Annotated in this window: 22 protein-coding genes, 1 pseudogene and 1 riboswitch; of the genes and pseudogenes, 12 read left to right on the forward strand and 11 right to left on the reverse strand. The window is 54.3% G+C overall.

Annotated features, from left to right (window positions below; all coding sequences use genetic code 11):
* Positions 1 to 6: 6 nt before the first annotated feature.
* Positions 7 to 402, reverse strand: coding sequence for an Npun_F0494 family protein (locus SPI6313_RS14600; protein ID WP_072621660.1), 396 nt, complete (start codon positions 400 to 402; stop codon positions 7 to 9).
* Positions 403 to 534: 132 nt separating this feature from the next.
* Between SPI6313_RS14600 and SPI6313_RS14605 the strand changes: the two genes are divergently transcribed.
* Positions 535 to 969 (forward strand): peroxiredoxin, encoded by a 435-nt coding sequence (locus SPI6313_RS14605; RefSeq protein WP_072621661.1) that lies wholly within the window; start codon positions 535 to 537, stop codon positions 967 to 969.
* Between the two features lie 89 nt (positions 970 to 1,058).
* Here the strand turns inward: SPI6313_RS14605 and SPI6313_RS14610 are convergent, their stop codons facing one another.
* Entirely contained in the window at positions 1,059 to 1,400 is a 342-nt protein-coding gene (locus SPI6313_RS14610; protein WP_072621662.1) for a hypothetical protein, read from the reverse strand.
* Between the two features lie 245 nt (positions 1,401 to 1,645).
* Here SPI6313_RS14610 and rpsU point away from each other — a divergent pair, with 245 nt between their 5' ends.
* The gene (rpsU, locus tag SPI6313_RS14615; protein ID WP_072621663.1) at positions 1,646 to 1,825 is read left to right on the forward strand and encodes a 30S ribosomal protein S21; all 180 of its coding nucleotides are present in this window, start codon (positions 1,646 to 1,648) and stop codon (positions 1,823 to 1,825) included.
* Positions 1,826 to 1,986: 161 nt separating this feature from the next.
* Here the strand turns inward: rpsU and SPI6313_RS14620 are convergent, their stop codons facing one another.
* On the reverse strand, positions 1,987 to 2,511 hold the full coding sequence (locus tag SPI6313_RS14620; RefSeq protein ID WP_175551148.1) for a thylakoid membrane photosystem I accumulation factor: 525 nt from the start codon (positions 2,509 to 2,511) through the stop codon (positions 1,987 to 1,989).
* 243 nt (positions 2,512 to 2,754) lie between these two features.
* On the opposite strand from SPI6313_RS14620, the gene SPI6313_RS14625 reads away from it, so the two are divergent.
* From SPI6313_RS14625 to SPI6313_RS14645, 5 genes are all read left to right on the forward strand, one after another.
* Positions 2,755 to 3,399, forward strand: a complete 645-nt coding sequence (locus SPI6313_RS14625) for a hypothetical protein (protein WP_072621665.1) — start codon at positions 2,755 to 2,757, stop codon at positions 3,397 to 3,399.
* Positions 3,400 to 3,834: 435 nt separating this feature from the next.
* Positions 3,835 to 5,883, forward strand: a complete 2,049-nt coding sequence (locus SPI6313_RS14630; protein ID WP_217650616.1) for an OmpA family protein — start codon at positions 3,835 to 3,837, stop codon at positions 5,881 to 5,883.
* Positions 5,884 to 5,903: 20 nt separating this feature from the next.
* On the forward strand, positions 5,904 to 6,428 hold the full coding sequence (locus tag SPI6313_RS14635; RefSeq protein WP_072621667.1) for a Rab family GTPase: 525 nt from the start codon (positions 5,904 to 5,906) through the stop codon (positions 6,426 to 6,428).
* 128 nt (positions 6,429 to 6,556) lie between these two features.
* Positions 6,557 to 7,960, forward strand: a complete 1,404-nt coding sequence (locus SPI6313_RS14640) for a PAS domain-containing sensor histidine kinase (protein ID WP_175551149.1) — start codon at positions 6,557 to 6,559, stop codon at positions 7,958 to 7,960.
* A complete protein-coding gene (locus SPI6313_RS14645; protein ID WP_072621669.1) occupies positions 7,948 to 8,559 on the forward strand; it encodes a TIGR04282 family arsenosugar biosynthesis glycosyltransferase in 612 nt (203 codons plus the stop codon). The genes SPI6313_RS14640 and SPI6313_RS14645 overlap by 13 nt, the downstream gene beginning before the upstream one ends.
* Before the next feature lie 17 nt (positions 8,560 to 8,576).
* On the opposite strand, the gene SPI6313_RS14650 is transcribed toward SPI6313_RS14645, so the two are convergent.
* On the reverse strand, positions 8,577 to 9,566 hold the full coding sequence (locus SPI6313_RS14650) for a Gfo/Idh/MocA family protein (RefSeq protein ID WP_072621670.1): 990 nt from the start codon (positions 9,564 to 9,566) through the stop codon (positions 8,577 to 8,579).
* A 200-nt stretch (positions 9,567 to 9,766) separates the two neighbouring features.
* Complete coding sequence (locus SPI6313_RS14655; RefSeq protein ID WP_072621671.1) at positions 9,767 to 9,946, reverse strand: hypothetical protein; 180 nt, start codon at positions 9,944 to 9,946, stop codon at positions 9,767 to 9,769.
* A gap of 443 nt (positions 9,947 to 10,389) precedes the next feature.
* Between SPI6313_RS14655 and argJ the strand changes: the two genes are divergently transcribed.
* Positions 10,390 to 11,658, forward strand: coding sequence for a bifunctional ornithine acetyltransferase/N-acetylglutamate synthase (gene argJ / locus SPI6313_RS14660; protein WP_072621672.1), 1,269 nt, complete (start codon positions 10,390 to 10,392; stop codon positions 11,656 to 11,658).
* Between the two features lie 360 nt (positions 11,659 to 12,018).
* A complete protein-coding gene (locus SPI6313_RS14665; protein WP_072623156.1) occupies positions 12,019 to 12,831 on the forward strand; it encodes a creatininase family protein in 813 nt (270 codons plus the stop codon).
* Positions 12,832 to 12,971: 140 nt separating this feature from the next.
* On the opposite strand, the gene SPI6313_RS14670 is transcribed toward SPI6313_RS14665, so the two are convergent.
* The gene (locus SPI6313_RS14670) at positions 12,972 to 13,163 is read right to left on the reverse strand and encodes a DUF2949 domain-containing protein (RefSeq protein WP_072621673.1); all 192 of its coding nucleotides are present in this window, start codon (positions 13,161 to 13,163) and stop codon (positions 12,972 to 12,974) included.
* Positions 13,164 to 13,230: 67 nt separating this feature from the next.
* A complete protein-coding gene (locus SPI6313_RS14675; protein WP_245788794.1) occupies positions 13,231 to 13,395 on the reverse strand; it encodes a hypothetical protein in 165 nt (54 codons plus the stop codon).
* A 286-nt stretch (positions 13,396 to 13,681) separates the two neighbouring features.
* Positions 13,682 to 13,805: riboswitch (Glutamine riboswitch) on the forward strand.
* 55 nt (positions 13,806 to 13,860) lie between these two features.
* Here SPI6313_RS14675 and SPI6313_RS14680 point away from each other — a divergent pair.
* The gene (locus SPI6313_RS14680; protein ID WP_084669043.1) at positions 13,861 to 14,079 is read left to right on the forward strand and encodes a hypothetical protein; all 219 of its coding nucleotides are present in this window, start codon (positions 13,861 to 13,863) and stop codon (positions 14,077 to 14,079) included.
* An 86-nt stretch (positions 14,080 to 14,165) separates the two neighbouring features.
* Here SPI6313_RS14680 and gloB read toward each other — a convergent pair whose 3' ends face one another.
* Positions 14,166 to 14,939, reverse strand: coding sequence for a hydroxyacylglutathione hydrolase (gene gloB / locus SPI6313_RS14685; RefSeq protein ID WP_072621675.1), 774 nt, complete (start codon positions 14,937 to 14,939; stop codon positions 14,166 to 14,168).
* A gap of 34 nt (positions 14,940 to 14,973) precedes the next feature.
* On the opposite strand from gloB, the gene SPI6313_RS14690 reads away from it, so the two are divergent.
* Both SPI6313_RS14690 and SPI6313_RS14695 read left to right on the forward strand, forming a co-directional pair.
* Positions 14,974 to 15,180 (forward strand): hypothetical protein, encoded by a 207-nt coding sequence (locus SPI6313_RS14690; RefSeq protein WP_072621676.1) that lies wholly within the window; start codon positions 14,974 to 14,976, stop codon positions 15,178 to 15,180.
* A gap of 103 nt (positions 15,181 to 15,283) precedes the next feature.
* Positions 15,284 to 16,057 (forward strand): annotated as a pseudogene (locus SPI6313_RS14695) (polyprenol monophosphomannose synthase); the annotation flags it as partial.
* A 396-nt stretch (positions 16,058 to 16,453) separates the two neighbouring features.
* Here the strand turns inward: SPI6313_RS14695 and SPI6313_RS14700 are convergent.
* The 3 genes from SPI6313_RS14700 to SPI6313_RS14710 all read right to left on the reverse strand — a co-directional run bounded on the left by SPI6313_RS14700 (position 16,454) and on the right by SPI6313_RS14710 (position 25,598).
* Complete coding sequence (locus SPI6313_RS14700; protein ID WP_072621678.1) at positions 16,454 to 17,521, reverse strand: ABC transporter permease; 1,068 nt, start codon at positions 17,519 to 17,521, stop codon at positions 16,454 to 16,456.
* 151 nt (positions 17,522 to 17,672) lie between these two features.
* Positions 17,673 to 22,751, reverse strand: coding sequence for a diguanylate cyclase domain-containing protein (locus tag SPI6313_RS14705; RefSeq protein ID WP_072621679.1), 5,079 nt, complete (start codon positions 22,749 to 22,751; stop codon positions 17,673 to 17,675).
* A 93-nt stretch (positions 22,752 to 22,844) separates the two neighbouring features.
* Complete coding sequence (locus SPI6313_RS14710) at positions 22,845 to 25,598, reverse strand: bifunctional acetate--CoA ligase family protein/GNAT family N-acetyltransferase (protein WP_072621680.1); 2,754 nt, start codon at positions 25,596 to 25,598, stop codon at positions 22,845 to 22,847.
* Positions 25,599 to 25,672: the final 74 nt, after the last annotated feature.

The raw sequence follows: 25,672 nt of genomic DNA on the forward strand, positions 1-25,672 counted from the left end.
ATGGTTTTAGAGGGGGAGACGGAACCAGCGGTGTATCCAGTTGAGGAAGCGATCGCCCCAGGTGGCCGGGGGGATGCCTTGGGCGGAATCTGACCAGGCTTGGGTTAATTGCCAGCCCAACGGCGTGAGGCGAAAACTATCGGTGATGCCCTGGCCATCCACTTCACGACGCACCAGCCCCACCTGAATCAACCACATCATCTGACTTTCGGCCTGCCATTCCGTCAGGGGGGTGCGGGTATAGGCCTGGGTAACGCCCGCTGTTCCCGCTAGGGCATCAAGGGCGACGCTCGTGGTGCGAATCGCGAGCAGCAGCGCGAGGGTAAAGGGGGAGCAACGCAGGGCGCGGGCGGCGCGATCGCAAATGCGGGCAGAATAGCGAATGGAGGAAGAAGAGGTCATGGTGCTTGCAAACGGCTAGACGTTCAGGATAGATCATGAGGCCCTAGCAAAAGGGCGATGAAGCAATTCTATAAATATTGTAAAATCCAAACTAGAAGACAATCATGGCAACCTAACCACGACATCAACGTTATGACTTTAACCGTAGGAACGAAAGCGCCCGCTTTCACCACCACCGATGATCAAGGGAACACCGTTTCCCTCAGTGACTTTGCCGGCAAAATTGTCGTTCTTTACTTCTATCCTAAAGACGATACGCCCGGCTGCACCAAGCAAGCCCAAAGTTTTCGGGATAATTTTGCAGCGTATCAAGACAAAGACATGGTGGTCTTGGGGGTGAGTCGTGATGATCAAGCCTCCCATCAGCAGTTCAAAGAAAAATATGGTCTGCCGTTTACCCTCCTCACGGATGTAGAGGGTGCGCTCACCACGGCGTACGATGTGGACGGCGGCGGCTACGCCAAGCGTGTCACCTATGTTATTGATGCCGAAGGGACGATCGCCCAAGTGGATGCGGCGGTGAAAACCGAAACCCACGCCCAAGACGTGCTAGCCAGCCTGGGTTAAGGCGCGATCGGGTCAACTGGCCACTAAAAAAGAGAGCGTGTTCATAGGACACGCTCTCTTTTTTGTCGGGATGAATCGCAATGCTCCCATTATTCCGGTTGGACGGATTCGGGGGTTTCGGTTTCAGCGGCTTGGTTTTGCTGTTCCTGTTGGCGTTGGATGGCTTCGAGTTGGCGGCGGCGAAAGTCTTGGCTGGCTTCGTTGAGGCTTTCGTTTTGGAGTTCGGGGTCAAAGGTGTTGTTCATTTGCCGCGCCCGATGGATGAGGTCAAAGGGGTTGAGACCGCCTTCAAAGAGGGTGTCGCGTTCGTTGGTTTGGAATTCGCCGGTTTCGGGTTCAACTTGGCTGAGGGCGGGCAGAAGGCAGCCACTGCCCAGGGTGAGGAGGGCGGTGGACAGGAGCAGGGCGGAGCGGTGGAGGGGGTTAAGCATCGGTTTTAAAGGTGCGATCACACTAGCGTCATCTCATTAACCATAACAAACACAGCCTCCTCGACGGAACAGGATCGGCAGTTCCCAACGGAGTTGTGATGCCTTATGGTAGCGTGGCCGTGCCGACATTAATCCCATCAAACCTGGAGGGTTGAGATTAAGGGGATCAAAAGGTTCGTGCCCCTCGTTGGCAAGGAGGTCTTTTTGGTTATAAAGTGGTAGTTAAACCCGTAGGAGGACAAAGGATGACTCAGGTGACAGTTGGAGAAAATGAAGGCATTGAATCTGCATTACGACGGTTTCGCAGAGAAGTATCCAAAGCTGGAATTTTTGCAGATATGAAACGTCTGCGCCATTTTGAAACGCCACAAGAAAAGAAAAAGCGCAAAGCGATCGCGCGTCGGCGCAAAAAGCGGTTTAGCTAACATCAACCGCTCTCAAGCGCTTCACCATCCAGAATTTCGGTATCAGGGGTATAGATAGACATACCCCTTGCTGCTGTCTGTGAACATTGAGCGATCGCCCCCAAGCAAAAAAGCCACCGAAGTATTAACCTCGGTGGCTTTTCGCAACGAGAGTCATCACCCTAGCGGGCGAGTTCCGTATTGAATTCGTTATAGGAACGACGCTCAAAATCTTTCTCGACTTGAACCGGCAAATCAAAGATTTCGCGGAACACCCGATCCATCGCTTCGTAGGGAACCACACCGGTTGCATTGAACCGCACCGTTCCCTCCCCATCCAAAATCACCGTTTGGGGGACACCCTGTTGATCGTAGTAGTATCCGGCATCTAAGGGGCCGAAGGATTCACTGGGGTTGATTTCATCGACGCTGATGGGTAAAAAGGAGGCGCGACGGCCATAAAACTCTTGCAAGCGGGAGACCACGATCGCAAACTGCTTACAGTCGCTGCTATCGTCCACGTAAAATGTCAGCATCGTCGGACGTTCCTGGCCCTGGGCTTGGGCGAGGGTTTCATGGACGGGCACGAGGGAGCCATTGCCGGCATAGAGGACGAAAATATTCCCGTCGTAGCGATCATTATCAATACTCGCCGCTGCTGTGGCCGGCAGTCCGATAAAACAGAGAACCGTAAAGAGTACAATCAAGGCTGATCGTATGATGTCAATGAGCGATCGCCCTAGGGATTGGAAAAATATAGACACGTTGAGATATCCTCGATGCTTGAAGTTCTGCTCTATCATGGGGTACGTTGCCGCTCGCACCGCTCTTTCCCCAAGTTTGGGGCAGTTTGTTCAATCTTAGAGCGATCGACAACGCAGTAAGATAACTTAATATCATCAAGGGTGGACTAAACTCAATGCCCTGCCTATATTGCATGAGGAGTAGTGATGGCTGAAATGAATCAACAGGATATGCGCGATCGCCTAGGAAATGTTGACCAAATTAGAGATATTCTGTTTGGGACCCAACTGCGAAATTACGAACAACGCATTGAAAAACTCGAAGCAGAATCAGCCGAAATGCGCCAAGAAATGCACAATCGGTTTGATCAGATGCAAAACTCGTTAACCGGTGAACTAAAAAGTATCGCAGATTCCCTGGAAAAGAAGCTGAAATACTTAAGTTTGACCACCCATGATGAAACCACAAAATTATGGCAAAAGCTCGAACAATCGAACCAAAAAAACTATACAATCCTCGAAACTCTCAATAAAACCTTCAGCACCAAAACATCGAGTCTGCGAGAAGAACTCAACCAAACTCAAGAACAGTTCCAGCTTGAAACCCAAACCCTGAAAGCGAAGATTTTCGAGGAACTCGAAAAATGCTTCTCGACCCTCCGGGATGCCAAGGTCTCCCGCGTTGATCTCGCTGAAGTGTTGTTTGAACTCTGTATTAAGGTCAAAGGCACTGAATTTGTCCCGGATCTTAAAGAAGCGATGGAAAATCATCTCCAAACTGATTTTCTCTTGCCGGAAGAGGAACAATCACCATCACAAACATCCCAGTCTTCTGGGATGACCCAAGGATAAGAGCGAAGACGGTGAGTGTGACATCATGCGAGGGGGTTACGACTCAGCTATTTACAGGTTTTGCTGTCTTGCGAAACTAGGTCTTTTGTTGAAGACTATTGGAGAATCGTAGTGCAGAATAACCCAATGATCATGACCGGGGCGAAGGGTTAAAATGCGGCTGGGGTGGGTGCAGGCTCCTCAAGCATGGGAGGATCGCGTTAGTGTGGTGCGATCGCTGTTCAGCATTGACTGAATCCGAGACCGTTGTGATTCTGTCCTGAACAGACTGTGTCAGTCAGAATAGTTACCCTGAATTTGGCACAATGGTTCAGTATAGATAGTACGATCACGAACCGTGCATGATTACACCCCTGTCGTTGAGTAAGGGCAGCTATGCCTTTTCCCTCAGAAGATCCGATTTCTCGTCCCAACCCTGATTCCCAAACACCCTCAATGCCATCCCCTCTTCCCCAAGCTGATGCTTCACTTGGGGAATTATTCCAGTTTTTAACAGAACATGATCTGCCCCAGCATCCAGATCGCGATCGCCCCCTTGCGGATGCTGGGGCACTCTTTCACTCGTCCCAACCCAACAGACAGGGCCCCATCTCCGATGAGACCAGTGAGCGGCTCCGGTTGCTCCTGCTGGATCTCCTGGCCATTGATCAACAGAATGCCACCGATACCCCAGCAGAGACCCAAGACGAACTCTCGCGCCAACTGCGTCGCCTCGAACATCGGTGTCGCGATCCGCGCGTCATGGGGCAGGTTATCTATCCAATTTTTGCGACCCTCCTGCAACAGAAAATCGCCCAATCCCCGGACGAAATTGTACCCGCCCTGGCCACCATCATCGATCAGGTCTTAGCGACCCAAAGCCAGCGCGATCGCACCGCCCTCAGTAAAGCCCTCGCCGCCGCCATTCCCGGCGCGATTTCCAAACAAATGGGGGATGCCCCTCATGAAGTGGTGCAAGCGATCGCCCCCGCCATGGGTAAAGCGATCACCGCCCAAATCCGCCTTGATCGGGACTCAATGGTTGATGCACTCTACCCCGTCATTGGCAACACGATTTCCAAATACATGGGGGAAGTGGTCAGCCAAATCAATCACCGGGTTGAACAAACGTTCAGCCTCACCGGCTTGATGAATCATCTGTCCCTGCGCCTCCGGGGGATTTCCGACGCTGAACAAATCCTCCGGGATGCGATGCCCTTTAATGTCCAAGCGGTGTTTCTGATTCACAAAGACTCCGGACTCGTGATCGCCGAAGTGCAGCAATCGGGAACAGCAGCCCTCGAAGCCGATATGCTAGCGGGGATGCTCACGGCAATTCGTAGCTTTGCCGGGGAATGTTCCACCGATCCCCGCCATCAATCGGAACTGACGCAAATCGACTACGAAGATTTTCAAATCATTATGGAAGTGGCGGGCTACTGTTACCTGGCGGCGGTGACCCAAGGCGACCCACCGGCGATCTTTTCGATCAAACTACGCCAAACCATGAGCGCGATTATTCTCAATCATGGCTACGGGGATGCGATCGAACAGTTTGACGGCAATCCCAACAGCGTACCGGAGTCGATCCCAGAACTCCTCCATGACCTCCTTAATGCTCCCCAGCAGATCGAACGCTCACCGGTCGAGCGTCGCCCTCTGCCGTGGGGGTTGGTGCTGACATTGGGGTTTGTCTTGGTGGCGGTGGGGATTCCCTTGGGGGTGATGAAATATCAATGGTGGCAGGCGCACCAGTTGACGGCACAACTGCGCGACACCTTTGTATCAACCCCTAGCTTGGCGCTGTACCGGATTCAGCCGGTTGTTGAGAATCAGACCATCACGTTAACAGGACAGGTTCCCAGTCTGGTGTTACAACAACAGGCTGCTGACATTACCCGTCAACTAGCTCCGGATTTCACCGTCGATAATCAGGTGAGCGCCGTGGATGCTCCCCCGGAGCCAGAGGCGATCGCAGCCGAAGCCCAACGCCTCACCCAAGGCCTCGCCCAAGTCCTCGCCACCCCCATTACCAGCACCTACGACCCCGATCTCCAGCAACTCCTCGTCCAAGGCAGCGCCCTCAGTGCCGACCAAACCGCTCAACTCACCGAAAGTTTACGCCGGATTCCGGGGGTGCAGTCTGTGGTGTTGTCCCTCGATAATCAAGGATCACCCCTAGCCCAACGGGTCTATTTCACCCCCAACGGTGTCGATATTAGCCCCCAAGAATATAGCCAAAAACTCACGCCCCTGATTCGCTACCTGCGCGACAATCCGACGGTGAAACTCCGCATCATTGGCCATACCGATCGCAGCGGAACCGAGCAAATTAATCAACAACTCGCACCCCAGCGAGCGGCTGCGGTGCAAGCGGTGTTGAGTCAAGAAGGGATTCCGCTATCCCAGCTAGAGACGGTGGGGATGATCGATCCCCCTCCCCAAGTGAGCAATGCCGATGCACTATGGTTAAGTCGGTGCGTGCGCTTTGAAGTGGTTAACTAAACTAAAGTCTGAACAGTGTCATGGGTACTATTTCTAAGAAAATTTGTATGGTGGGTGACTTTGGGGTGGGGAAAACGAGCTTGATTCGGCGGTTTGTCGAGCGGGAATTTAGCGATCGCTACCTCTCGACGGTGGGCGTGAAAATTTCCCGCAAAGTCATTCCCCTCACTCCTGATCTAGATCGTAATCTTGATACCCTCAAACTCCTGATCTGGGATCTTGAAGGACAGACCAAATTCAAAGCTATTACCCCCTCCTACCTCCACGGCTCCGAAAGTATCTTGGTGGTTGCCGATGTAACCCGCCAAGAAACCATTGATAACATCCAAAACCATATTCAACTGTTTCTCGGTATTAATCCCCAGGGATCGATTGCGATCGCCCTCAATAAAATTGATCTCCTCGACAGTGACGAACAGTCATACCTCAAAGAATCGATTCACTCAACCTTTACAACCACAGTGGGAGCGTATTTCACGTCAGCAAAAACAGGCGAAAATGTAGACACAATCTTTAATGCGATCGCTCAAAAAATGGTGCCTTAATGTCCTAGAGTTTTAGTTCAATATTTAATGGTATGACTCCTCCGCTACAGACTCTGAATCTTCCGAGTTTTATTGAATACATTATTATTGACGCGAACTTTAGGCTCACTCACCTTGCATCTCATACCGTGAGCCATTGTCACGCAAACCTCAACATCAACGATGATGTGCGCAATGCTTTTCAAGAACTAGTGGGCATCGAACAGATTACCCAACGTATTTTAGCCAATCAACAACCCGGCTTCACCCTTCAAGAGGTCATTCACTATTCCTCCCAGCAACCCGATTCCGGCATTTATCTCACCTTGAATCTGCAACGATTAGATGAGCAACATCTAATTATTTTCATCGAAGATGTCACGGAAACGGCTCTGTTACGCCAAGCCTTAGTGCAGCGGGTGAATGAAACAGAACTACTGTTAAATGCGCTGCAATTGTCCGAAAATTATAATCGTCGCATTATTTCATCAATGGGCGATGCACTGTTTACCATCAATGCTTCAGGGGATTTGAAAACCATTAATGCCGCCGCTCTCACCCTCTTCGGCTATGGTGAAGCAGAGTTAAAAAATCAACCGTTAGCCACCTTATTTCAAAACCAAATCCCCGCCTCAATTTCCCCTGAATCAATCCTCAAAAATCCCACCTTAGAGAATTACGAAGTGACGTGCCATACCAAACAGGAAAACAGTATTATTGTGTCGTTCTCCTGTTCATTTGTCCATTCAAAAGAGAATGATTTACCCATTTTTATCTATATTGGTCGTGACATCACGGCTCGCAAAAAAACAGAGCAAAAAATCAATCAAGCTCTAGCCCAGGAAAAAGAATTAAATGATCTCAAGTCTCGCTTTATTGCGATGACATCCCACGAGTTCAAAAATCCCCTATCCAGTATTTTGATGTCGGTGGAATTGCTCGAAGAATTTGCGGATAATTGGACTCTGGAAAAGCGGATGACGCATCTCAAGCGGATTCGGCAATGTACAACACAGATGAATGATCTGCTCGAAGATATTTTAGTGCTGGGGAAAGCCGATACGGGGAAACTGGAGTTTCAGCCGCGGCCGTTGGATTTGGGGAATTTTTGTCAGGAGTTGACGGAAGAATTGCAGTTTTTAGCCGGCGATCGCCACGCCATCACCCTCCACCTTCAATCCCCCCTTGCGCCTACCTATGCCCTGGATGAAAAACTATTGCGCCAGATGTTGGTGAACTTAATTACCAATGCGGTGAAATATTCACCTCAGGGGGGTGTGGTGGATTTTCGGGTCGCGGTGGAGGGGGAGAGCCTGTGGTTTGGGGTGCAGGATCAAGGGATTGGGATTCCAGAATCGGATCAGCCACGTTTGTTTGAATGTTTCCACCGATCGCACAATGTTAGGGATATTAAAGGGACGGGGTTGGGCCTTTCAATTGTGAAGCAAGCGGTGGAATTACACGGCGGCACGATCGCATTTCAAAGTGCGATCGACCAAGGCACGACCTTTGAAGTGCGCTTACCCCTGCATCTAACTCCATGGAACAGTTAATTATTTTCAGTCGCTATCCAGAACCCGGACGCACGAAAACCCGCCTCATTTCGCGCCTTGGTGCGGCTGGGGCGGCTGAACTTCAGCGCCGGATGACGGAACACACGCTCCGGCAGGTGCGGGCTTTGCAGCGGGTGCGATCGGTGGATGGGGTGGTGGCGTTTACGGGGGCAACCACTGACCAGATGCGGGCGTGGTTGGGGGATCATTGGCAGTATTCGCCCCAAACGGCGGGGGATTTGGGGCAGCGGATGGTGGCGGCGATCGCCCACAGTTGCCAAGCAGGAAGCGATCGCACGGTGATCATCGGTATTGATTGCCCAGATCTCACCTCGGCAATTTTGACGGCGGCCTTTGAACAGCTTCAGACCCATCCGGTGGTGTTGGGGCCCGCCCAGGATGGGGGCTATTATTTGGTGGGGTTAACGGAGCCGCTGCCGGCTCTGTTTACGGGGATTGATTGGGGGACGGATCGGGTGTTGGCCCAGTCACAGCAGGCGATCGCTGCCCAGGGAAAAACCTGCGCCATCCTGCCCACCTTAGCGGATGTGGACTATCCCGAAGACTTACCGATCTGGGAAAAATACGCCCCATCCTAAACCCGATCTCGCCCCCCTTAGACGGTCTCCACTGCCACCGTTTTCCCTAGACGGGCGGCCTGTTGCGCTGCCGCCGCCACCCGCAGGGCATAGAGGCTTGCACTGGGCTGGACGTAGAGGGGGCGACCGTCACAGAGGGAGTCCACCACGGCGCGGGTGTCCTGTTGAAATAACCCCCGCCGACTGCCTAAATCAAGGGAGGTCTGGGCCGCGCCCTGAATCAAGGTGCCGCGATCATGATCGAACAAGAGTGTGCCGCGATCGCCATGGAGTTCAAAGACGCGCATCGGGTAGGTGAACGCATCGCCTTTGCCATAGGTGACGGTGGCAAGTAAGCCACTGTGAAAGGTTAACTGGGCCATACAAAGACAAGCGGTGTATTCCGAGGGCGAATCGCTAGCCCAATAGCGCGTCTGACAACTGACCGTTGCCACCGTGCCAAAGAGATCCGTGAGGCGATGAATCCGCGAGAGGGCAGCCACTAACGGAAACCCAAACTGGTCGTGGTTGTAGCTCCAGCGTCCGGCGTGGGGCGTTTGGGGGTTGAGGGTGACGTAGCGGGCGTAGTGGGTTGTGCCGAGGGCGGGGCAATGGTCACGCATGGCGAGGTGTAGACCGCCCAAGAGTTCAATATGTTCGATATGCAGCAGTCGATCCTGTTGGGCGGCGATCGCCAACAACTCCGCCGCCACTGCCGGATGAAAACTCAGGGGATATTCACAGACCACATGTTTTCCCGCTGCGAGTGCCCTGCGGGTGATGGTGTCGTGATCTTGATTGCGCGTCGCTACAATGACCACGTGAAGACCGGGATGGGTGATCAGATCCTGCCAATCGGTGTAATGGGTGGCTTGGCAGTCTGGATCGATGGCCCGCATCCGTTCGGGGGAGGCGCTGGCGATCGCAGCGAAGGTGGCGCGATCATCCGATGCGATCGCCTCAACCCGCCGCTTCGCCACATAGCCCGTCCCCACAATACCCATCAAAATGGGGGGAGTTAGACCCATGAGAAATTTAAACTGTCAATAACAAACATGAGGAATTTAAATTATTCATCACAAAATCAAAGTGATCGTGATTGAGACAGCCATCGCACCAGACCAACCTCCCCAAGACAAAACAGGATGGTTTTTTCCGGCCCAACCCTCAGCGTGATTGATTAAAATGCCACGCAAAATCATCAAGATCAAGGCTGAAACGAGCGGATTCAGTGGTGATGCTGTCCCTGTTGAGCACAGTCCTTTTGCCAACATCGTTCCAACGTTTGCAGTCGATAAATATACAGAAAACGACTGATACCAAAGGCAGTCCGCGCCGAAGAATCAAACAAGGGTTGATTGAGGTAGTGCCACACAAGGAGGCTAAGTTGCTTGAGCTTAAAGACCATGGTACTAACTGAATTTACATCAGTAGGAATCAGTAAAGTTAAATAAAGTAGTTCCAATGTTCATCCGGGTGGACGCTGAAGATTGGAGCGGAGTCTAGACGAGGACGGGAAGTCCGTCAGCATGACTCCAGTGAGTGGAGGGGGTCACAGGTCAGAATAGACCCGATTGACTCCAGTAATCTGGCCAGTTTTGATGGCCCTTAACTACTAATGTGCCTCAATTATTTCGAGTTTTGCTCAACTCAATCGTAGAGAATTATGAAGGATCATGGGAAATCCTTGTAATTGTTCTTTGCAAATCGTCGAACGGTGCGAGATTGTCCGAAATGCTCAGGGGCTTCCCCTGAGTTGATCCGTGCGGAATCAGGTCAACCGAGATCATGATTCGGGATCATCCTGACCTATAATTTTGTCTTATCTGACATCACTGAAGGAGATCACCAATGTCCGATTGGCAACGGGTTGACGGGAGTGTTACCGCCCCACGGGGTTTTCAAGCGGCCGGGATTACCGCTGGCTTAAAGCCGTCGGGTTCACCGGATTTATCCCTCATTTATTCGGAAACAGAAGCGATCGCCGCCGGTGTCTTCACCACCTCCACCGTGCGGGCGGCCTGCGTCGATTACTGTCGCCAACGTCTCCAAGCGAAAGCCAGTGCTCGCGCCATTTTGTGCAATGCGGGTCAAGCCAATGCTGCGACCGGTGAACAAGGCTGGCAAGATGCCCTCGAAACGGCTCAATTACTCGGTCAGCAGTTGAAAATTTCCCCCGACACCATCCTCCTCGCCTCCACGGGAGTGATCGGTCAACGCATGAAAATGGATGAGTTTCGGGCTGGGATTCCAACCCTCGTCAATGCCCTCAGTCCAACAGGGGGCGAGGCGGCAGCGGGCGCGATTATCACCACGGATCTCGTCCCCAAATCCATTGCCCTTGAAACCATGATCGAAGGGCGGCCCGTGCGCATTGGCGGGATCGCCAAGGGGTCTGGAATGATTCATCCCAATATGGCGACGATGCTGTCCTTTGTTACCTGTGATGCGGCGGTGTCTACGTCCCTGTGGCAAGAGATGCTGCGGCGGGCGGCGGATAAGAGTTTCAATCAAATCACCGTCGATGGGGATACGAGCACCAATGACAGTCTGATCGCCTTGGCTAATGGTCAATCGCGGACGACGGCGATCACAGAGCCGGGGCCGGAGGCGGATAAGCTCGAAGCGATGTTAACGGAGGTGTGCCAATATTTAGCGAAGGCGATCGCCCGCGATGGTGAAGGGGCTACCTGCCTCGTTGAAGTCACCGTCACGGGAGCGCCCAGTGATGCGGCGGCCCGTAAAGTGGCGAAAACCATCGTCGGCTCATCATTGTTTAAAGCTGCGATTTTCGGGCGTGATCCCAATTGGGGACGGATTGCGGCGGCAGCAGGTCGAGCCGATGTGCCCTTTGATCAAGACCAGTTGCGGATTACCCTCGGTGATTTTCGGTTGATGGATGCGGGGCAACCGTTGCCGTTCGATCGCGCCGCTGCGAGCCAATATATTAAAGACATTGCTGCCCAATCAGGGGGCGAAGTGGCGGGCAAAATCTACCAATCCCTTGATCATCCGTTACTCATTACGGTGGACTTGGGGAGTGGTTCCGGTGCTGGGGTGGCGTGGGGTTGTGATCTCAGCTATGACTACGTCAAGATCAACGCTGAGTACACCACCTAAGCCCGCGCTCTTCGCTGTTGACGCTTCTACGCTGAACCTGGGGCGATCGCACCCTGATTCGTTCACACCTTGATCTAATGAACCGCCTGCGATCGCCCCTCCCCCGCATCCTTTACGAGCGTGATGCGTAAAGCCCCCTGAATTTTATTCGGGGGATATAAGCGAATAACCGAATTGATTCGGTGGTGATACAATAAAAGCGTTCGCTAGCGCGAAGTAAAATTCCGGGGTGAGCACCTTATGGGCAGGGCGTTGTCCATTGGGCGAGGCAAGATAAGACGGGCTACGCCTGCAATTGCTGTCTGAACCCAGAATCCCCCGTCATTTATGCGGGGGAGTACGTCAACCCTCACCCTTCCCATGCTGCACGGCTTCATCCCCCCCCATCGCTTTTTCCCCTATCTCACCTGGACGGAGATCGAAGCATTACCGGATAAAGAAAATATCGTGATTGTGCAGCCCGTGGGCGCGATCGAGCAGCACGGGCCCCACTTACCGATCGCGGTGGATTCCGTGATTGCGGCCGGTGTCCTGGGCCGGGCCCTAGGGGAACTCGATCCAACCATTCCCGCCTATGCCTTGCCGCCCCTGTACTACGGCAAATCTAACGAGCATTGGCATTTTCCCGGCACAATCACCCTATCCGCCACGACCCTCTTGGCGGTCATTCGTGAAATGGCGGCGAGTCTATACCGGGCTGGGTTTCGGAAATTAGTGCTCTGTAATGCCCACGGTGGCCAGCCCCAAGTGATGGAAATTGCGGCGCGGGACTTGCATCAGGAATACGGCGATTTTGCGGTGTTTCCCCTGTTTGTCTGGCGTGTACCCCATAATGCCGGGCAATTTTTGAGCGATCGCGAACGCGCCCAGGGTATCCATGCCGGGGATGCTGAAACGAGCATCCTCCTGGCGTTATTACCCGATCAAGTCCACATGGATCGGGCAGTGTGTGAATATCCCCAGGGTTTACCCGCCGGGGGACTCTTGAGCCTCGAAGGTCAGCTACCCTTTGCTTGGGTGACACAGGAACTGAGCCGCAGCGGTGTGATTGGGGATGCTACAGCCGCCACTCGTGACAAGGGTGAAGCGATCTTAGCCTCGGTGGCGGCGGGCTGGGTGCAAGTGCTCACGGAAATTCATCACTTTCAGCAGCCCAAGATCCCACAGCATTAAGGGCCAAGTCCCGGCAGCGACGGGGTGGCGCAGGATTCAAAATCTAGGCTACGGGCGCACAAAAGGTTGAGGCAATGAGAATCACGCCGAGGCGATGGAGTTCCGTTGCAGGGCGGGATTGAACGGGGCGATCGCTGCAACTAAGCCGTTTCTAACCAATCAAACATCCGGTCAATTTGTTCGAGGGTCACCAGCCCATATTGCCAGAGAATCATCGGCAAAACGTTGGGGGTGGGGTCGTGGCGGCGGGTGGCGATCGCTAAGGATTCAGCAGGAATCGCGAGTTCATCTTGGAGAAATTGAATAAAGCGGTGAGCGAGGAGAGTTTGCATTGTTCTAAAACCACAGATTTAAAAAAAGTTAAAAAGAGAATGAAGCAGAAATGCAGGGGAGAATTCTTTAGGATTCGTCGGTGATTTTCACTTTGCCCCGTTGCACTGAACGCAGCAGGCGATTCACTGCCCGCACTTCCTCATCACTGAGGGCCTCTTCTAAGACAGCGGCCATCAATCCATATTGATCTGTTTTTTGCAATCGTCCTGTCTGACGAGCGGTAGCAAGCATCTCAGCGACAGAACCCGGAATAAGCTTAACGGCAGGAAGCATGATAAGTCATAGAGCGCGGTGAGGTTATCCTTACTATCCTTGATCTTTCCCGGTTGGGGGGTGATAGCTCCCCCCCTAAGGATGTGAATTTGATCGGGGTGGGCTGTGACAATGCTCGCGAGGCACGTGTGATGGATTACAAGGAAATACTGTGATTAAAATCACCAACTCTTGACACAGCATCGGCGGGAAACATTGACAAAATTAAAGCGTCCATTGTATCAATAGTTTAGACACGTAAAAGATCGTTCATTTCCCCACTGTCGTCTGACGTTACAATCCTGAAACATTCCCATTCCGAGGGGATTCAATAAGGCAGCGCCAGGTGTGGAGAGACGGAAGTAGGTTTGATGCCGAAGGAACGCACCGCATCTTTAAAATTTACGTCTTTAAACAATCTACAGCTTACGAGATTAAAGGACTATGATGCTTGCGCCTCTATTCATCAGTTTGTCGGTGGCTTCCGCTGCGTTGCTACTCAAAGTCAAAACCCAAGAAGAGATCGTTCGGGTTGCTGCGGGTGGCGTGGCTATTCTCTGCTTGTTCCTCAGTTTATATTTTGCACCGTTGTGGATTAAAGCTCTGCTCTTGACCATTCCGCTGTTGGGAGGGCGTTTGAATTTCACGGGCATTGCAGAGTAGCGATCGAACGTTTGCCTGCTAAAGAATTGAAAGACCCGCTGTGACGGGTCTTTTTTTTGCGGGCAGGATAGAGGCGGCCTTGCCATTTAAAAGTGGTCTTTTTGGCTCCGGAGGCGGCTGAATGTTTCCCTGGGGTTTGGGGTGTTCATGGCCTGTTGGAGGCGGGGGTCATGGCAACGGAGAAAGAGGTTGGTTTGTTTTTCGAGACCAAGCTGGGTGGGAATGGTGGCTTGGTGACGCTGACGGAGGGCGATCGCCTCACGATAGCGGCTCTGACTGGGGGAATCTTCCGGCAAAACCGAGAGGGCAAAGGTCAAGTTACTGACGGTGTATTCATGGGCACACCAAATCCGGGTGGAGTCGGGGAGTTGGCATAGCTGTTGTAGTGACGTGAATAATTGCGTGGCAGTGCCATCAAAAATGCGACCGCAGCCCCCCGCAAAGAGGGTATCGCCACAAAAGAGATCGCCGGGTTCGTCTGGGGTCAGGGGCGGAAAGTAGTAGGCAATATGGGCGCGGGTGTGGCCGGGGGTAAAGAAGACCTCAGCGGTGCGATCGCACACCGTGACGCGATCGCCCCCCTGCAAAAACACCTGCTGCTGAGGGATACGCCCCCGATCGTTCGCCCCCCCGTACACCACCAGATCGGGAAACTGTTGAACGAGGGCAGGATTGCCCCCCACATGATCCCCATGGTGATGGGTGTTTAAAATTGCCACCAAGGTAGCATCGTGCTCCCTCAACCAGCGCAACACCGACTGAGCCTCAGCCGGATCAACCACGGCGGCGGTGCGATCAATGGGATTGTGCAGGATAAAAACGTAATTGTCAGACAATACGGAAATTCGTACAATGTCCATCACAAGCTCATACAGCGACATTGCCCCCATTGTAATGACATCTCCTGTCAATCCTGATGATTTACCCCTTGAGCATCGCATTGCCTATTGCTTGGAAACGGGTCAAATTTCTCGCAAAACCTATTTCCAGTTTGTGACGTATTTTCTCTCTGAGACATCGGCCACCAGCCAAGAACGCCAAGGGATCAACCAAATCTTGGATCATGTGCAGACCGGGCACATTACCTTCATCGTGTCCTGATCTGAAGACCGCCTCTAGATTGGGGGGAGTCACCTTGCTAAGATGGCGTGATGCTTGATGAGATTCTGGTCTGTGCATTTATTCTTTTTTTGACCCCCATTTTATGACTCCCATCCTCTCTTCGCCCCCCCAACAGTATGATGTGCCGCTGCGATCGCTGATCGTCCCCCCCCTCACCCAACCGCGCTATCGTCTGTCCCTAATCATTCCCACCTATCAGGAATGCCAAACGATTCAGCCCCTCCTGCACAGCCTCACAGGGCTTTTAGATGCGGCCTGCCCTGGGCAATATGAATTAATTGTCGTCGATGACAATAGCCCCGATGGAACCGCTGCTGTGGTGGAATCCCGGTTAGAAGACTATCCAGCGGTGCGGCTCATCTGTCGGACGCAGGAGCGGGGCCTATCCACCGCAGTGATTCGGGGTTGGCAACAGGCCCAAGGGGAATATCTTGGGGTCATCGATGCCGATTTACAACATCCCCCCGAAATTCTGCTCAAACTCTACCAAGCCCTAGAGTCTGGGGCCGATTTAGCCGTGGCGAGTCGCCATGTGCCGGGCGGGGGGGTGAGTGATTGGAATCTGGGGCGGCGGGTGCTGTCGCGGGGGGCGCAGGCTTTAGGGTGGTTAATTTTGCCGAGGGTGTTGGGGGCGGTGTCTGACCCGTTGAGTGGGTATTTTATGGTGCGACGGGAAGCGATCGCCTCCCAACGGATGAACCCAGTGGGGTACAAAATTTTGATCGAAGTCTTGGCACGGGGTCAGTGCGATCGGATTCAAGAAGTCAGCTATGTTTTCCAAGAACGCCAAGACGGAGAAAGCAAAGTCACCTATCGCCAATACCTCGAATACCTCCAACACCTAGCCCGACTCCGCTGGGAACGCTGGTTTTGTCAGCACCCAACCCCGTCGGCAAAACGTCCGATCAAATCCAGCTAACCCGTCACAGCTAAAATCGTGCTTTATCGTAGGGCTACTGCTTATACACAACGTTCTAAGGTGGATCTCGCCTGCGTTTAAACCCCCTCTGTCGTCAAGGCAGCGAGCTAGAAGCTCGCACTCCAGAGGATGCCAGGCAAGGTAGTGTGATCCTCTAGCTCACTCATATTCCCTCCAGATTCGTAACGTGGGTTATGTATAAGCAGTAGCTCGTCGTGCTGAGACACAGCTAAAATAGTGCTTTATTGCAGGGTAGATTAGGCGGCTAAAATTTAGGCTATAACTGCAATCTGGCAATCCGACTCAACCCACTTTTTAAGACGTACCACGACACTAGGATTGCAAATCGCGGGGATCGAGGGCATCGCGAAGACCATCACCGAGAACGTTAAAGGCCAAGACCGTCAGGATGATCAGTAGGGCGGGCGACCAGATTAGCCAGGGTTGCAAGACCAAAATGGAGGCATTGGTGGCCAGAGAGAGGAGATTTCCCCAGGAGGGATCGGGCTGCTGAATGCCCAGGCCGATCAGACTTAGCACCGACTCCGCCACAATGAAGCTGGGAATGGACAGGGTTGCCGAGATCACCACATAGGTGGCGGTTTGGGGTAGTACATGGCGCAGGATAATCGTGAAGGAATTGGCCCCGATCGCTCGCGCCGCATTGACAAAATCCTGCTCCTTCAACGACAGCACTTGCCCCCGAATCACCCGCGCTAGCCCCGACCAACTCACAAAGGACGTAATCACGACAATGAGCAGAAACCGTTGGGAGCTACTCAGTCCCGGCGGCAGGATGGCCGCTAGGGCAACGAGGAGGTAAATGGTCGGCACGCTCATCAGGACTTCTACGATGCGCATCAGGACGGCATCGAGCCAACCACCGAAGTAGCCGGAAATGCCCCCAATTAGTAGGCCTAGGGGAAAGGAGATCGCAATCCCCACGAGGCCAATGCTGAGGCTGATTCGCCCGCCGAAGAGCAGGCGGCTGAATTGATCGCGCCCCTGTTCGTCGGTGCCCAGGAGGTTGATGCGGCCGGGGCCGGTGGTGCCGAAGAGGTGGCGATCGCTCGTCATCCCCGGTAACAGGCTGTAGGGTTCCCCTTTCACGAATAAACGCAGGGGTGAGGGTTGACTGCGGTCAATGTCTAAAAGGCGATCGCCCGTTTCGAGATCCGTCGGCCCTTGAGTCGTGGGGTACACATGGGGCCCAAACCATTGCCCCGCTTCCGTCTGCCAGTAGATTTGCGTCGGCGGCAGGAGCGATCCCCCCACTTGGGAACTGTAGGGATCATAGGGCGCGATGAAGCCCGCCAAAAGCGCACTCAGATAAAAAACGCCCAGAATAATCGCTCCAAAACGAGCCAACTGATTATGCTTGAGTTTGCGCCACCAATCCATAGTCTGTATTACGTCAAGAAAGTGAATGTGAAATTGGGTCGATGCGGGACAATGCCATGGGCTATCCTGTCCTTTAGGGTAACCTTTGGGCCGCCTTTCCCATGATCTGCCGCTATAAAAAGAGTGGCATCCTACAGCCGATCCCATCCCGTTAGGCCATGACCCAGCGGTTGCGGCCTTGGTGCTTAGCACTGTAGAGGGCGCGATCGGCGGCAAGTAAAAACGCATGGGGCGGCTCCTGGCTCGACGGCAGCCAACAGACCACCCCCAAACTCACCGACACCCATTCCGACACTTCCGACATGGTGTGGGGAATTTGCAAGCGGGCCACCTCCTCACCAATGCGCCGCGCCACGGTAATCGCCCCGGATGCGGGGGTATCCGGCAAAATCACCGCAAACTCTTCCCCCCCATACCGCGCCACCAGATCCGCCGGTCGTTTTACCGCCCGTTCTAAGGCTCGCGAGATTTCAATCAGACAATCATCCCCCTGTTGATGACCATAGCAGTCGTTATATTGCTTGAAATAGTCCACATCGCAGAGGATTAAACTCAGCATGACTTCTTCCTTGGCGGAGCGCTGCCACATTTGGTCAAGATATTCATCAAAGTGGCGACGATTGGCGAGGTGGGTGAGGCCGTCGGAGCTAGCCAGGCGTTGGAGTTCTGCATTCACTTGGGCGAGTTCGGTGGTACGTTCGGCGACCCGTTGCTCAAGGGTGTAGGTGTAGTTTTCTTGGGCGGCGTAGAGGCGGGCGTTTTCGAGGGAGATAGCGGCTTGGGAGCAGAGAAGTTGCACGAGTTCGAGGCGGGCGGCACTGAAGGCTCCGGTGGCGAGATTATTTTCGAGGTAGATGATGTTGAGGAGTTTGCCTTGGTGGATCAGGGGGGCGCAGAGAATGGAGCGGGGTTTGTGCTGCATCAAATAGGGATCATGGCGTTGGTAAAAGGGGGATTGGGGGTCGTGGGGGGCTTGGCTGGCGTTGTCGAGCACGATGCTTTTGAGGGTGCGAACGACGTAGACGAGGATCGAGAGGGGGAGGCGGCCGTCGGGGGCAATATGTTGTAGGAGTTGGACGTTGGGGGGGTCGGCTTGGCCTTCCATTTCGATGCGCCATTGGCCTTTGTCTTCGCTGAGGAGGTAGGCCCGTTGAGCGCCGGTATTTTCGAGGAGGGTTTGCATGAGGCGGGTGAGGAGGCGATCGAGGCGGATTTCGCTGGAGAGGGTTTGGGAGGATTTGATTACGGTGGCGAGATCAATTTCGCTGCTGATGTGGTTGCTGGTGATGGTGGAAGGGAGGTGTTTGGTTTGGGGGGCGTAGGTGGTGAGGAGGGTGGGATAGGTGCGATCGAGGTGGTGGACTTTGGCGATCGCACCCCATTGCTGATAGGTGTAGCGGGCTTCTTGGAGATAGGTTTTGGCGATTAAGGGTTTGTGGGTGCTGAGATAGAACCGGGCGGCGCGTTCGTAGATGAGGGCGATTTCGCTGCGGTAGTTTTGGGGAGTGGCGAGGGTAATGGCGCGATCGTACTGCTCGATGGCTTCGGCCACATTGCCGAGGTGGCGCGATCGCTCCGCCTGCACGAGGGCGAGCCGATGGCCATAGACCGCCGGGCCAGTCTTGGCCCACTGCCGCAGTTGGGCTTCATGCTGTTGGGCCCGCTGCCAGAGGGATTGCAAATGAGGGGCCATCCCCGCTTTCAGGGTTGCCAAGGCAATCAACGCATCATAGAAACACCATAGGCCCTGCCCGATTGTGCCGCGAACCACCTGTTGATATTGCTCCGCCCGTTGGGCATGGAGTCGCGCCGTTTTCAGGTCATCAAACCAATAGCACAACACCATCTTGTTAAAGGCATACCAAAATTGACCTGTTTGATCCGGTAGCCTCAGTTTTGCCGAGGGGAGTTGGGTGGCATGGGGGACAAGCGCATCATACAGTTGGGTGTCGTGGACTAGGGTGGTGGGTTCGTTGCGATCGGCGGCGTTGGTTAAGGTGTTGATGCTGGCAAGGTTGAGGCGGAGGTGAGCGATCGCGCTATCGGTCAAGGTTTGACGGCTGTACTCGATCACCTGTTGGAGTTCTGCGGCTAAGGGGGGGAGTTCTTCGAGACCCAAATAATAGCGGTGGCGATAGCGGGTCAGCAACGCGGCCGCCGCTGCGGTGAGATCTCCCACATCTAAGGCCGTCTGATAGGCGGTTTTCAGGCCATTAACCAGGGCAACACTGGGCAGATGCCAATGGCGCAAATAGGCACAATCGAGCCAGAGGAGATGTCCTTGCACCGCTGGATAGGCAAGCCGATCAACAATGGTCATCGCCAATTGACTCAGGGACTGAGCCAGTTTAGGTTGGCGCAGCCCAGTGCCTAACCACACCGCAAAATGGGCATAGCCGACGGCTGAATCTGGGCTGTAGCCGTGGCGTAGGGAGGCTCGCACCTGTTGTAGGCTGAGGAGATGATACAAATTGTGATTGGTGATCGCCAGGGCTGGCAGGGCTGTGGTGATCAAGGCTAACGCGGCGGCGATGCGAGGGTTGGCCAGGGCGGGGCGTGTTTTTAAGGCCGTGGTGGAATAGCGACGTAATTGCGCCACCGTCAACCCCAAGGCCAAGCACAATTGGAAGCGGTGGGGCGATCGCGAATAATGAATATCCAAGCGCCGCAACACGGTCAAGAGGGTATCAATGGCCTCGCTGAGGTGGCCCTGGGTAATATGGGCCCGGATTTGAATATCGTAGGCGGGGACTTGATCTAAGACATGGTGACTGTGGAGTAACAGGGTTTGTACATAGTCTTGCATGATCTCATATTGTCCCAAGCTATAGGCATTGGCGGCCCCGTGGGTATACAAATGGCGGGTGAGGTCGTATTGACTCAACCAACGATTGGGGGCGAGGAGCTTGATACCCATTTGGCAATAGCTGAGGGCGGCGGCGTAGGCGGTGGAGGCTTGGGCCTGTTGGGCGGCCTGGAGGTTGAGTTCAGCGCCTTGTTGCCGAATGGAGGTGGTGCTGAGGATGGGATAGCCTAGGTTGCAATGGTCTGCCACGATGAACACCTCTCGCTGGAGTTCTTGGGGGGTGAGGGTTTTGATGAGCAGCCGGGCGATTTTGTAGTGGGCTTTGACGCGCTCATGGGTGGCGAGGAGTTCATAGGCGGCTTGCTGAATGCGATCGTGGCGGAAGCGGCAATGGTCGCTGGGGGGGTGGATGCTTTCGGGGGTGTGGGGTAGGAGAAGGGTGTGGGTGATGGCGGGGGCGAGGGTTGCTTGGAGTTTCGGTAGCGGCTGTTCGAGGACTTGGGCGAGGCGACGGATATCGACGGTGTTGCCGAAGCAGGCGGCATAGCGGAGGGCGCGTTGGGTGGGGGGGGGCAGGGTTTGTATGGTGGCGATCATCAGTTCTACCACGTTGGTGGTGCTGGCTTGGCTGGCGATCGCTTCGAGATCCCACGTCCATTCTTGTTGGTCGTGATCAAAGGCGATCGCCCCTTGACGCACCACAGTCATTAAAAATTCACGGGTAAAAAACGGATTCCCCCCGGTCTTGGTCTGAATCACCTCTGCCAGGAGAGCGACATGGCTGGCATCCTGGGCGAGGGTGGTGGCAATCCAGTCGGTAATTGCCAGGGGAGGTAAGGGGTCGAGGGAGAGGGCATCAATGAGGATACCCTGCTCTTGGAATTCGCTGAGGGTGCTGATCAGGGGATGGGTGGGGCTGAGGTCATGATCGCGATAGGCTCCGATGACAAGGAGCGATCGCTGTTGTGGATCGTTCAGGAGCACCCTCAGCAGTTGGAGAGTGGCACTATCCGCCCAATGGAGATCATCGAGAAACATCACCAAGGGACGCTCCGGAGCACAAAACACCGCGAGAAATTGCCGCACGAGGCGATGAAACCGGTGTTGGGCTTCGGCCAAACCAAGGGGGACAACATCGGGCTGCGGCCCCAGGATCAAGGCTAAGTCCGGGATCAGGTCAATTAAAACCTGGCCATTTTGACCGAGGGCGGCCTGGAGGTGCGATCGCCACTGTTGCAGATGGGTCTCGGACTCCGTTAACAGTTTGTGCACCAGTTGCTGAAGGGCTTGCACAATCACATCGTAGGGGCGGGTGCGTTGGAGTTGATCACATTTCCCCGTCACCAAGATCCCCCGCGCCAGGGTAATCGGGCCATACAACTCCTGAACGAGGGCCGTTTTTCCCACCCCCGCCCCGCCGCTGATCGTCACGAGGGCCACCGGCAAGGTTTGACGCACCACCGCATCAAAGGCTTGCTCTAGGGTGGCGATCGCCGTCTCCCGCCCAAACAACGTCGCCGGCAATTGAAACTGATCAAACCGATCCCGCTCCCCCAGGGGAAAGGCGGCAATGGTTTGATCCCGCTGCCAATCCGCTGCACAATGCTCCAGATCCCGAAGCAACCCCCTTGCGGTTTGATAGCGGTCATTCACCGACTTCGCCATCAGCTTCATCACGATCGCGGAGAGCGGCTCCGGAATGCGGCCATCGAGATGGTGGGGCGGGGGCGGCGTACGGGCAATATGGCAATGGAGCAACTCCAGCACATCCTTGGTGGGGAAGGGCAACTGTCGGGTCAAGAGATGGTACAGCGTTGCGCCGAGGGAATACAGATCCGTCCGTGAATCCAAATTACAATTGAGCCGCCCTGTTTGTTCCGGGGAAATATACGCGAGGGTTCCGGTGATCGTCGTTTGGGAATCGAGGGACGGCAACCCCACGTGCCACCGCGTTGCTAGGCCAAAGTCAATGATTTTGACTTGGCCTGTTTTGCCGTTGTAGATGATATTGCTGGGGTTAATATCTCGGTGAATAATCCCGGCGCTGTGGATGTCGTGGAGGGTGGCGGTGACGGCAATGGCGAGGGTTAAGACCTCATCAAGGGGAATCGGGTGCTGGGCGAGATGTTCGGTTAAGGACTGGCCGCCAATATCTTCAAAGCAGATAAAGAGGCGATGTTGATAGGGCTGAATATTGTAGGTGCGAATCACACCGGCACTGGTGAGGCTGCGGGTGATTTCGTATTCTTGGCGGTAGTGATGGAGTTGTTGAGGGGTGGGGTATTCCTGTTTGAGGAGCTTGAGTACCATGGGGACTCGCTGCGAGCTTGGGGCAGAATTGTCTTCCCACAGGACTCGATAGATGAGGGATTGCTGACTTTCATAAATAAGCTGACGCAGCAAAAAACCAGGGTGATCAAACATGAGCGTGGTGACGGGGAAACGCCTCAGCAGGTGAGCTTTTGGGTGGCCAAACCGGACACCGAATCGGCCCACCGTGCTGAATGCGATCGCATCTTACAATGTCAAGACGGCAAGCACCGTATCCGGAGATAAATGTTGCAACCGGAAACCGACAGTTTGGCAGACTCGTTGCATGCCCGTGTTTTCCGGCAGGATGTTGGCCATCAGTTGGGTAAAGTTGCGATCGCGCCCAATGGCGACTAATCGTTTCAGAAGCTCGGTGCCGAGGCCCTGATTTTGACAGCGATCGCTAATGATCATGGCAAATTCCGCTTCATTCACCCCATGCAATTGGCTAATACGGGCAACCCCTAGAAATTGATGTTCGCCGGTTTCAGGGTCTTTATAGTCTGCCACAAGGGCGATTTCGCGATCGTAGTCAATAAAACAGATTCGGGAGAGGCGATCGTGGGCCACCCGACTTTTAAGGGACATCAAATGGAAATAGCGCAGGTAGATGCTTTCCTCCGACAGGGGCTCGTGGAACTTGACCACAAGGGGTTCATCTTCAGGGCGAATGGGCCGAATCACCACATTCGTCCCATCTTTGAGCGTCCACGGCGCAACATAATTGAGGGGATAGGGGCAAATGGCCGGTTTGGGTAAGTCGGCTTCCGGGGTTTCCGGGTCATGCAACACCACCCGCGCATCCAGGGCCACCAGGCGATCGCTGCCCACCAGCAGCGGATTAATATCCAGTTCCTTAATCCACGCCTGTTCCACCACCAACTGGCTAAAGCGCACCAGCAACTGTTCCAACATATCGAGATCCACCGCCGCTTGACCCCGCACCCCCTTGAGGGCGGTGTAGATTTTGGTTTGCTCGATCATCCGACGAGCCAAGGTGGTATTGAGGGGCGGCAGGCCCAAGGCGCGATCCTTAAATACTTCCACCAGTGATCCGCCTGTGCCAAATAACAGCACCGGCCCAAATTGAGCGTCCAGGCTGCTGCCAATGATGAGTTCATAATCCCCTTGGGTCATTTGCAACATCGGCTGCACCGTCACCCCTTGGAAATGTTCCGCGCCCACTTTTTCGGTGACGGATTCTTGAATGCCGTTGTAGGCTCCCCGTACGGTTTCGGCATCTTGCAACAAGAGGCGCACACCGCCCACATCGGTTTTGTGGGTGATGGTGGTGGAGTTGAGTTTGAGGACAACGGGATAGCCGATCGCTTCGGCTTGGGCGACGGCTGCGTCGGCGGAGGTAGCGATCGCCGTCGCCACCGTCGGAATCCCGTAGGCATCGAGCAACTGTTTCGACTCGTATTCCGTCAGTAAGTTACGCCCTTCAGCCCGCACCGCTGCAATCATCGCCGTGACGCGATCGCGCTCCGGAGCCTGCTCCTCATCCATCGTAATCATCGGCGTTTCATACAACCCCTGCAAATTGTAGGAATACCGCCACATATAGTTAAAAACATGGGCCGCCGTATCCGGAAACGGCAACGTAAAAATCCGTGCATGGTTCAGCAACTGCTCACCCGGCGTAATCCCATCCCCCCCCATCCAACTGGCCAAAATCGGCTTCGCCGGTCGGCTCGGATCTTGGAGAATCTCCACAAACTGCTTCGCCGTCTGGGTCGGGTCGGTCATCGCTTGGGGCGTGAGAATCGCCAAGAGTCCATCACTATTCGGGTCATCGAGGGTAATTCGGATCGCTTCTGCATAGCGATGGGGATCAGCATCGCCCAAAATATCCACCGGATTCCCATGACTCCAATGGGGCGGCAACAATTCATTCAGTTTCGCCGTTGTTTCCGGCGACAACTTCGCCAACTTTCCCCCTTCTGAGATCAGCGCATCCGTGGTCAGCACCCCCGGCCCTCCGGCATTAGTCAAGATCGTGAGGCGATTGCCCTGTGGACGGGGCTGCTTCGCCAACACCTCCGCCATATTAAACAGGTCGTCAATCGTATCCACCCGCAACACCCCACACCGCCGGAATGCTGCGTTGAGCACCTCATCACTGCCCGCTAGGGCCCCCGTATGGGAGGCCGCCGCCGCCGCCGCTGCCTCGGTTCGTCCTGCCTTGATCACAATAATCGGCTTGGTGCGGGCCACTTCCCGCGCCGCCGACAAAAACGATCGCGCATTGCCGATGCTTTCCATATAGATCACAATGCTATGGGTATCGGGATCATCGCCGAGATAATCAATCAGATCCCCCCAATCCACATCCAACATCGACCCAATGGAAATAAAGGCACTAAAGCCCACATTTTCCCGGAAACTCCAGTCCAAAATCGAAGTACAGAGGGCCCCGCTTTGGCTGATGAACCCCACATTGCCAGGACGAGCGATCGCACTCGCAAACGTCGCATTCAACCCCGACACCGGACACATCACCCCCAAACAGTTCGGCCCCACAATCCGTAAATTTCCCGCCCGCGCCTTCGCCAAAATCTGCCGCTCCAGCTCGACCCCCTCGGCCCCGATTTCCTTAAAGCCCGCCGAGATAATAATCGCCGCCTTCACCCCCGCTGCCACACATTCATCAATCACCTGGGGCACTGCCAACGACGGAATCGCAATCACCACCAAATCCACCGACTCCGGAATCGCCGCCAAATTCGGATACGCCTTAATACCTAAAACACTCGCCCGCTTCGGATTAATCGGAAACACCGTCCCACCAAAGGGATGGCTAATCAAATTCCAGAGCAGAGTCCGCCCCACACTCCCCGGTTTTTCACTCGCTCCGATAATCGCAACAGACTGAGGTTGAAAGAATGCTTTCAATGGCTGTTGATCGTAGTGCAACACATTCTGAGCAGGATCTGCGGTTTGCATAGAAGAACTCATCATAACGACTTAGGGATAGACAGACACGAACAGTCATCAAACTCAACAACATTTGTTGTGTTGGTTACCATTTGAAT

This window comes from Spirulina major PCC 6313, from assembly GCF_001890765.1.
GTDB classification, from domain to species: Bacteria; Cyanobacteriota; Cyanobacteriia; order Cyanobacteriales; family Spirulinaceae; genus Spirulina; species Spirulina major.

Coding starts and splice junctions, on each gene's coding strand:
- SPI6313_RS14635 (WP_072621667.1), top strand. CDS start 5,904: ATGGGTACTATTTCTAAGAAAATTTGTATGGTGGGTGACTTTGGGGTG.
- SPI6313_RS14650 (WP_072621670.1), bottom strand. CDS start 9,566: ATGGGTCTAACTCCCCCCATTTTGATGGGTATTGTGGGGACGGGCTAT.
- SPI6313_RS14610 (WP_072621662.1), bottom strand. CDS start 1,400: ATGCTTAACCCCCTCCACCGCTCCGCCCTGCTCCTGTCCACCGCCCTC.
- SPI6313_RS14705 (WP_072621679.1), bottom strand. CDS start 22,751: ATGTTTGATCACCCTGGTTTTTTGCTGCGTCAGCTTATTTATGAAAGT.
- SPI6313_RS14675 (WP_245788794.1), bottom strand. CDS start 13,395: ATGCTTGCTACCGCTCGTCAGACAGGACGATTGCAAAAAACAGATCAA.
- rpsU (WP_072621663.1), top strand. CDS start 1,646: ATGACTCAGGTGACAGTTGGAGAAAATGAAGGCATTGAATCTGCATTA.
- SPI6313_RS14670 (WP_072621673.1), bottom strand. CDS start 13,163: ATGCAAACTCTCCTCGCTCACCGCTTTATTCAATTTCTCCAAGATGAA.
- SPI6313_RS14710 (WP_072621680.1), bottom strand. CDS start 25,598: ATGATGAGTTCTTCTATGCAAACCGCAGATCCTGCTCAGAATGTGTTG.
- SPI6313_RS14655 (WP_072621671.1), bottom strand. CDS start 9,946: ATGGTCTTTAAGCTCAAGCAACTTAGCCTCCTTGTGTGGCACTACCTC.
- argJ (WP_072621672.1), top strand. CDS start 10,390: ATGTCCGATTGGCAACGGGTTGACGGGAGTGTTACCGCCCCACGGGGT.
- SPI6313_RS14645 (WP_072621669.1), top strand. CDS start 7,948: ATGGAACAGTTAATTATTTTCAGTCGCTATCCAGAACCCGGACGCACG.
- SPI6313_RS14700 (WP_072621678.1), bottom strand. CDS start 17,521: ATGGATTGGTGGCGCAAACTCAAGCATAATCAGTTGGCTCGTTTTGGA.
- SPI6313_RS14605 (WP_072621661.1), top strand. CDS start 535: ATGACTTTAACCGTAGGAACGAAAGCGCCCGCTTTCACCACCACCGAT.
- SPI6313_RS14625 (WP_072621665.1), top strand. CDS start 2,755: ATGGCTGAAATGAATCAACAGGATATGCGCGATCGCCTAGGAAATGTT.
- SPI6313_RS14665 (WP_072623156.1), top strand. CDS start 12,019: ATGCTGCACGGCTTCATCCCCCCCCATCGCTTTTTCCCCTATCTCACC.
- SPI6313_RS14690 (WP_072621676.1), top strand. CDS start 14,974: ATGACATCTCCTGTCAATCCTGATGATTTACCCCTTGAGCATCGCATT.
- gloB (WP_072621675.1), bottom strand. CDS start 14,939: ATGGACATTGTACGAATTTCCGTATTGTCTGACAATTACGTTTTTATC.
- SPI6313_RS14600 (WP_072621660.1), bottom strand. CDS start 402: ATGACCTCTTCTTCCTCCATTCGCTATTCTGCCCGCATTTGCGATCGC.
- SPI6313_RS14680 (WP_084669043.1), top strand. CDS start 13,861: ATGATGCTTGCGCCTCTATTCATCAGTTTGTCGGTGGCTTCCGCTGCG.
- SPI6313_RS14630 (WP_217650616.1), top strand. CDS start 3,835: ATGCCATCCCCTCTTCCCCAAGCTGATGCTTCACTTGGGGAATTATTC.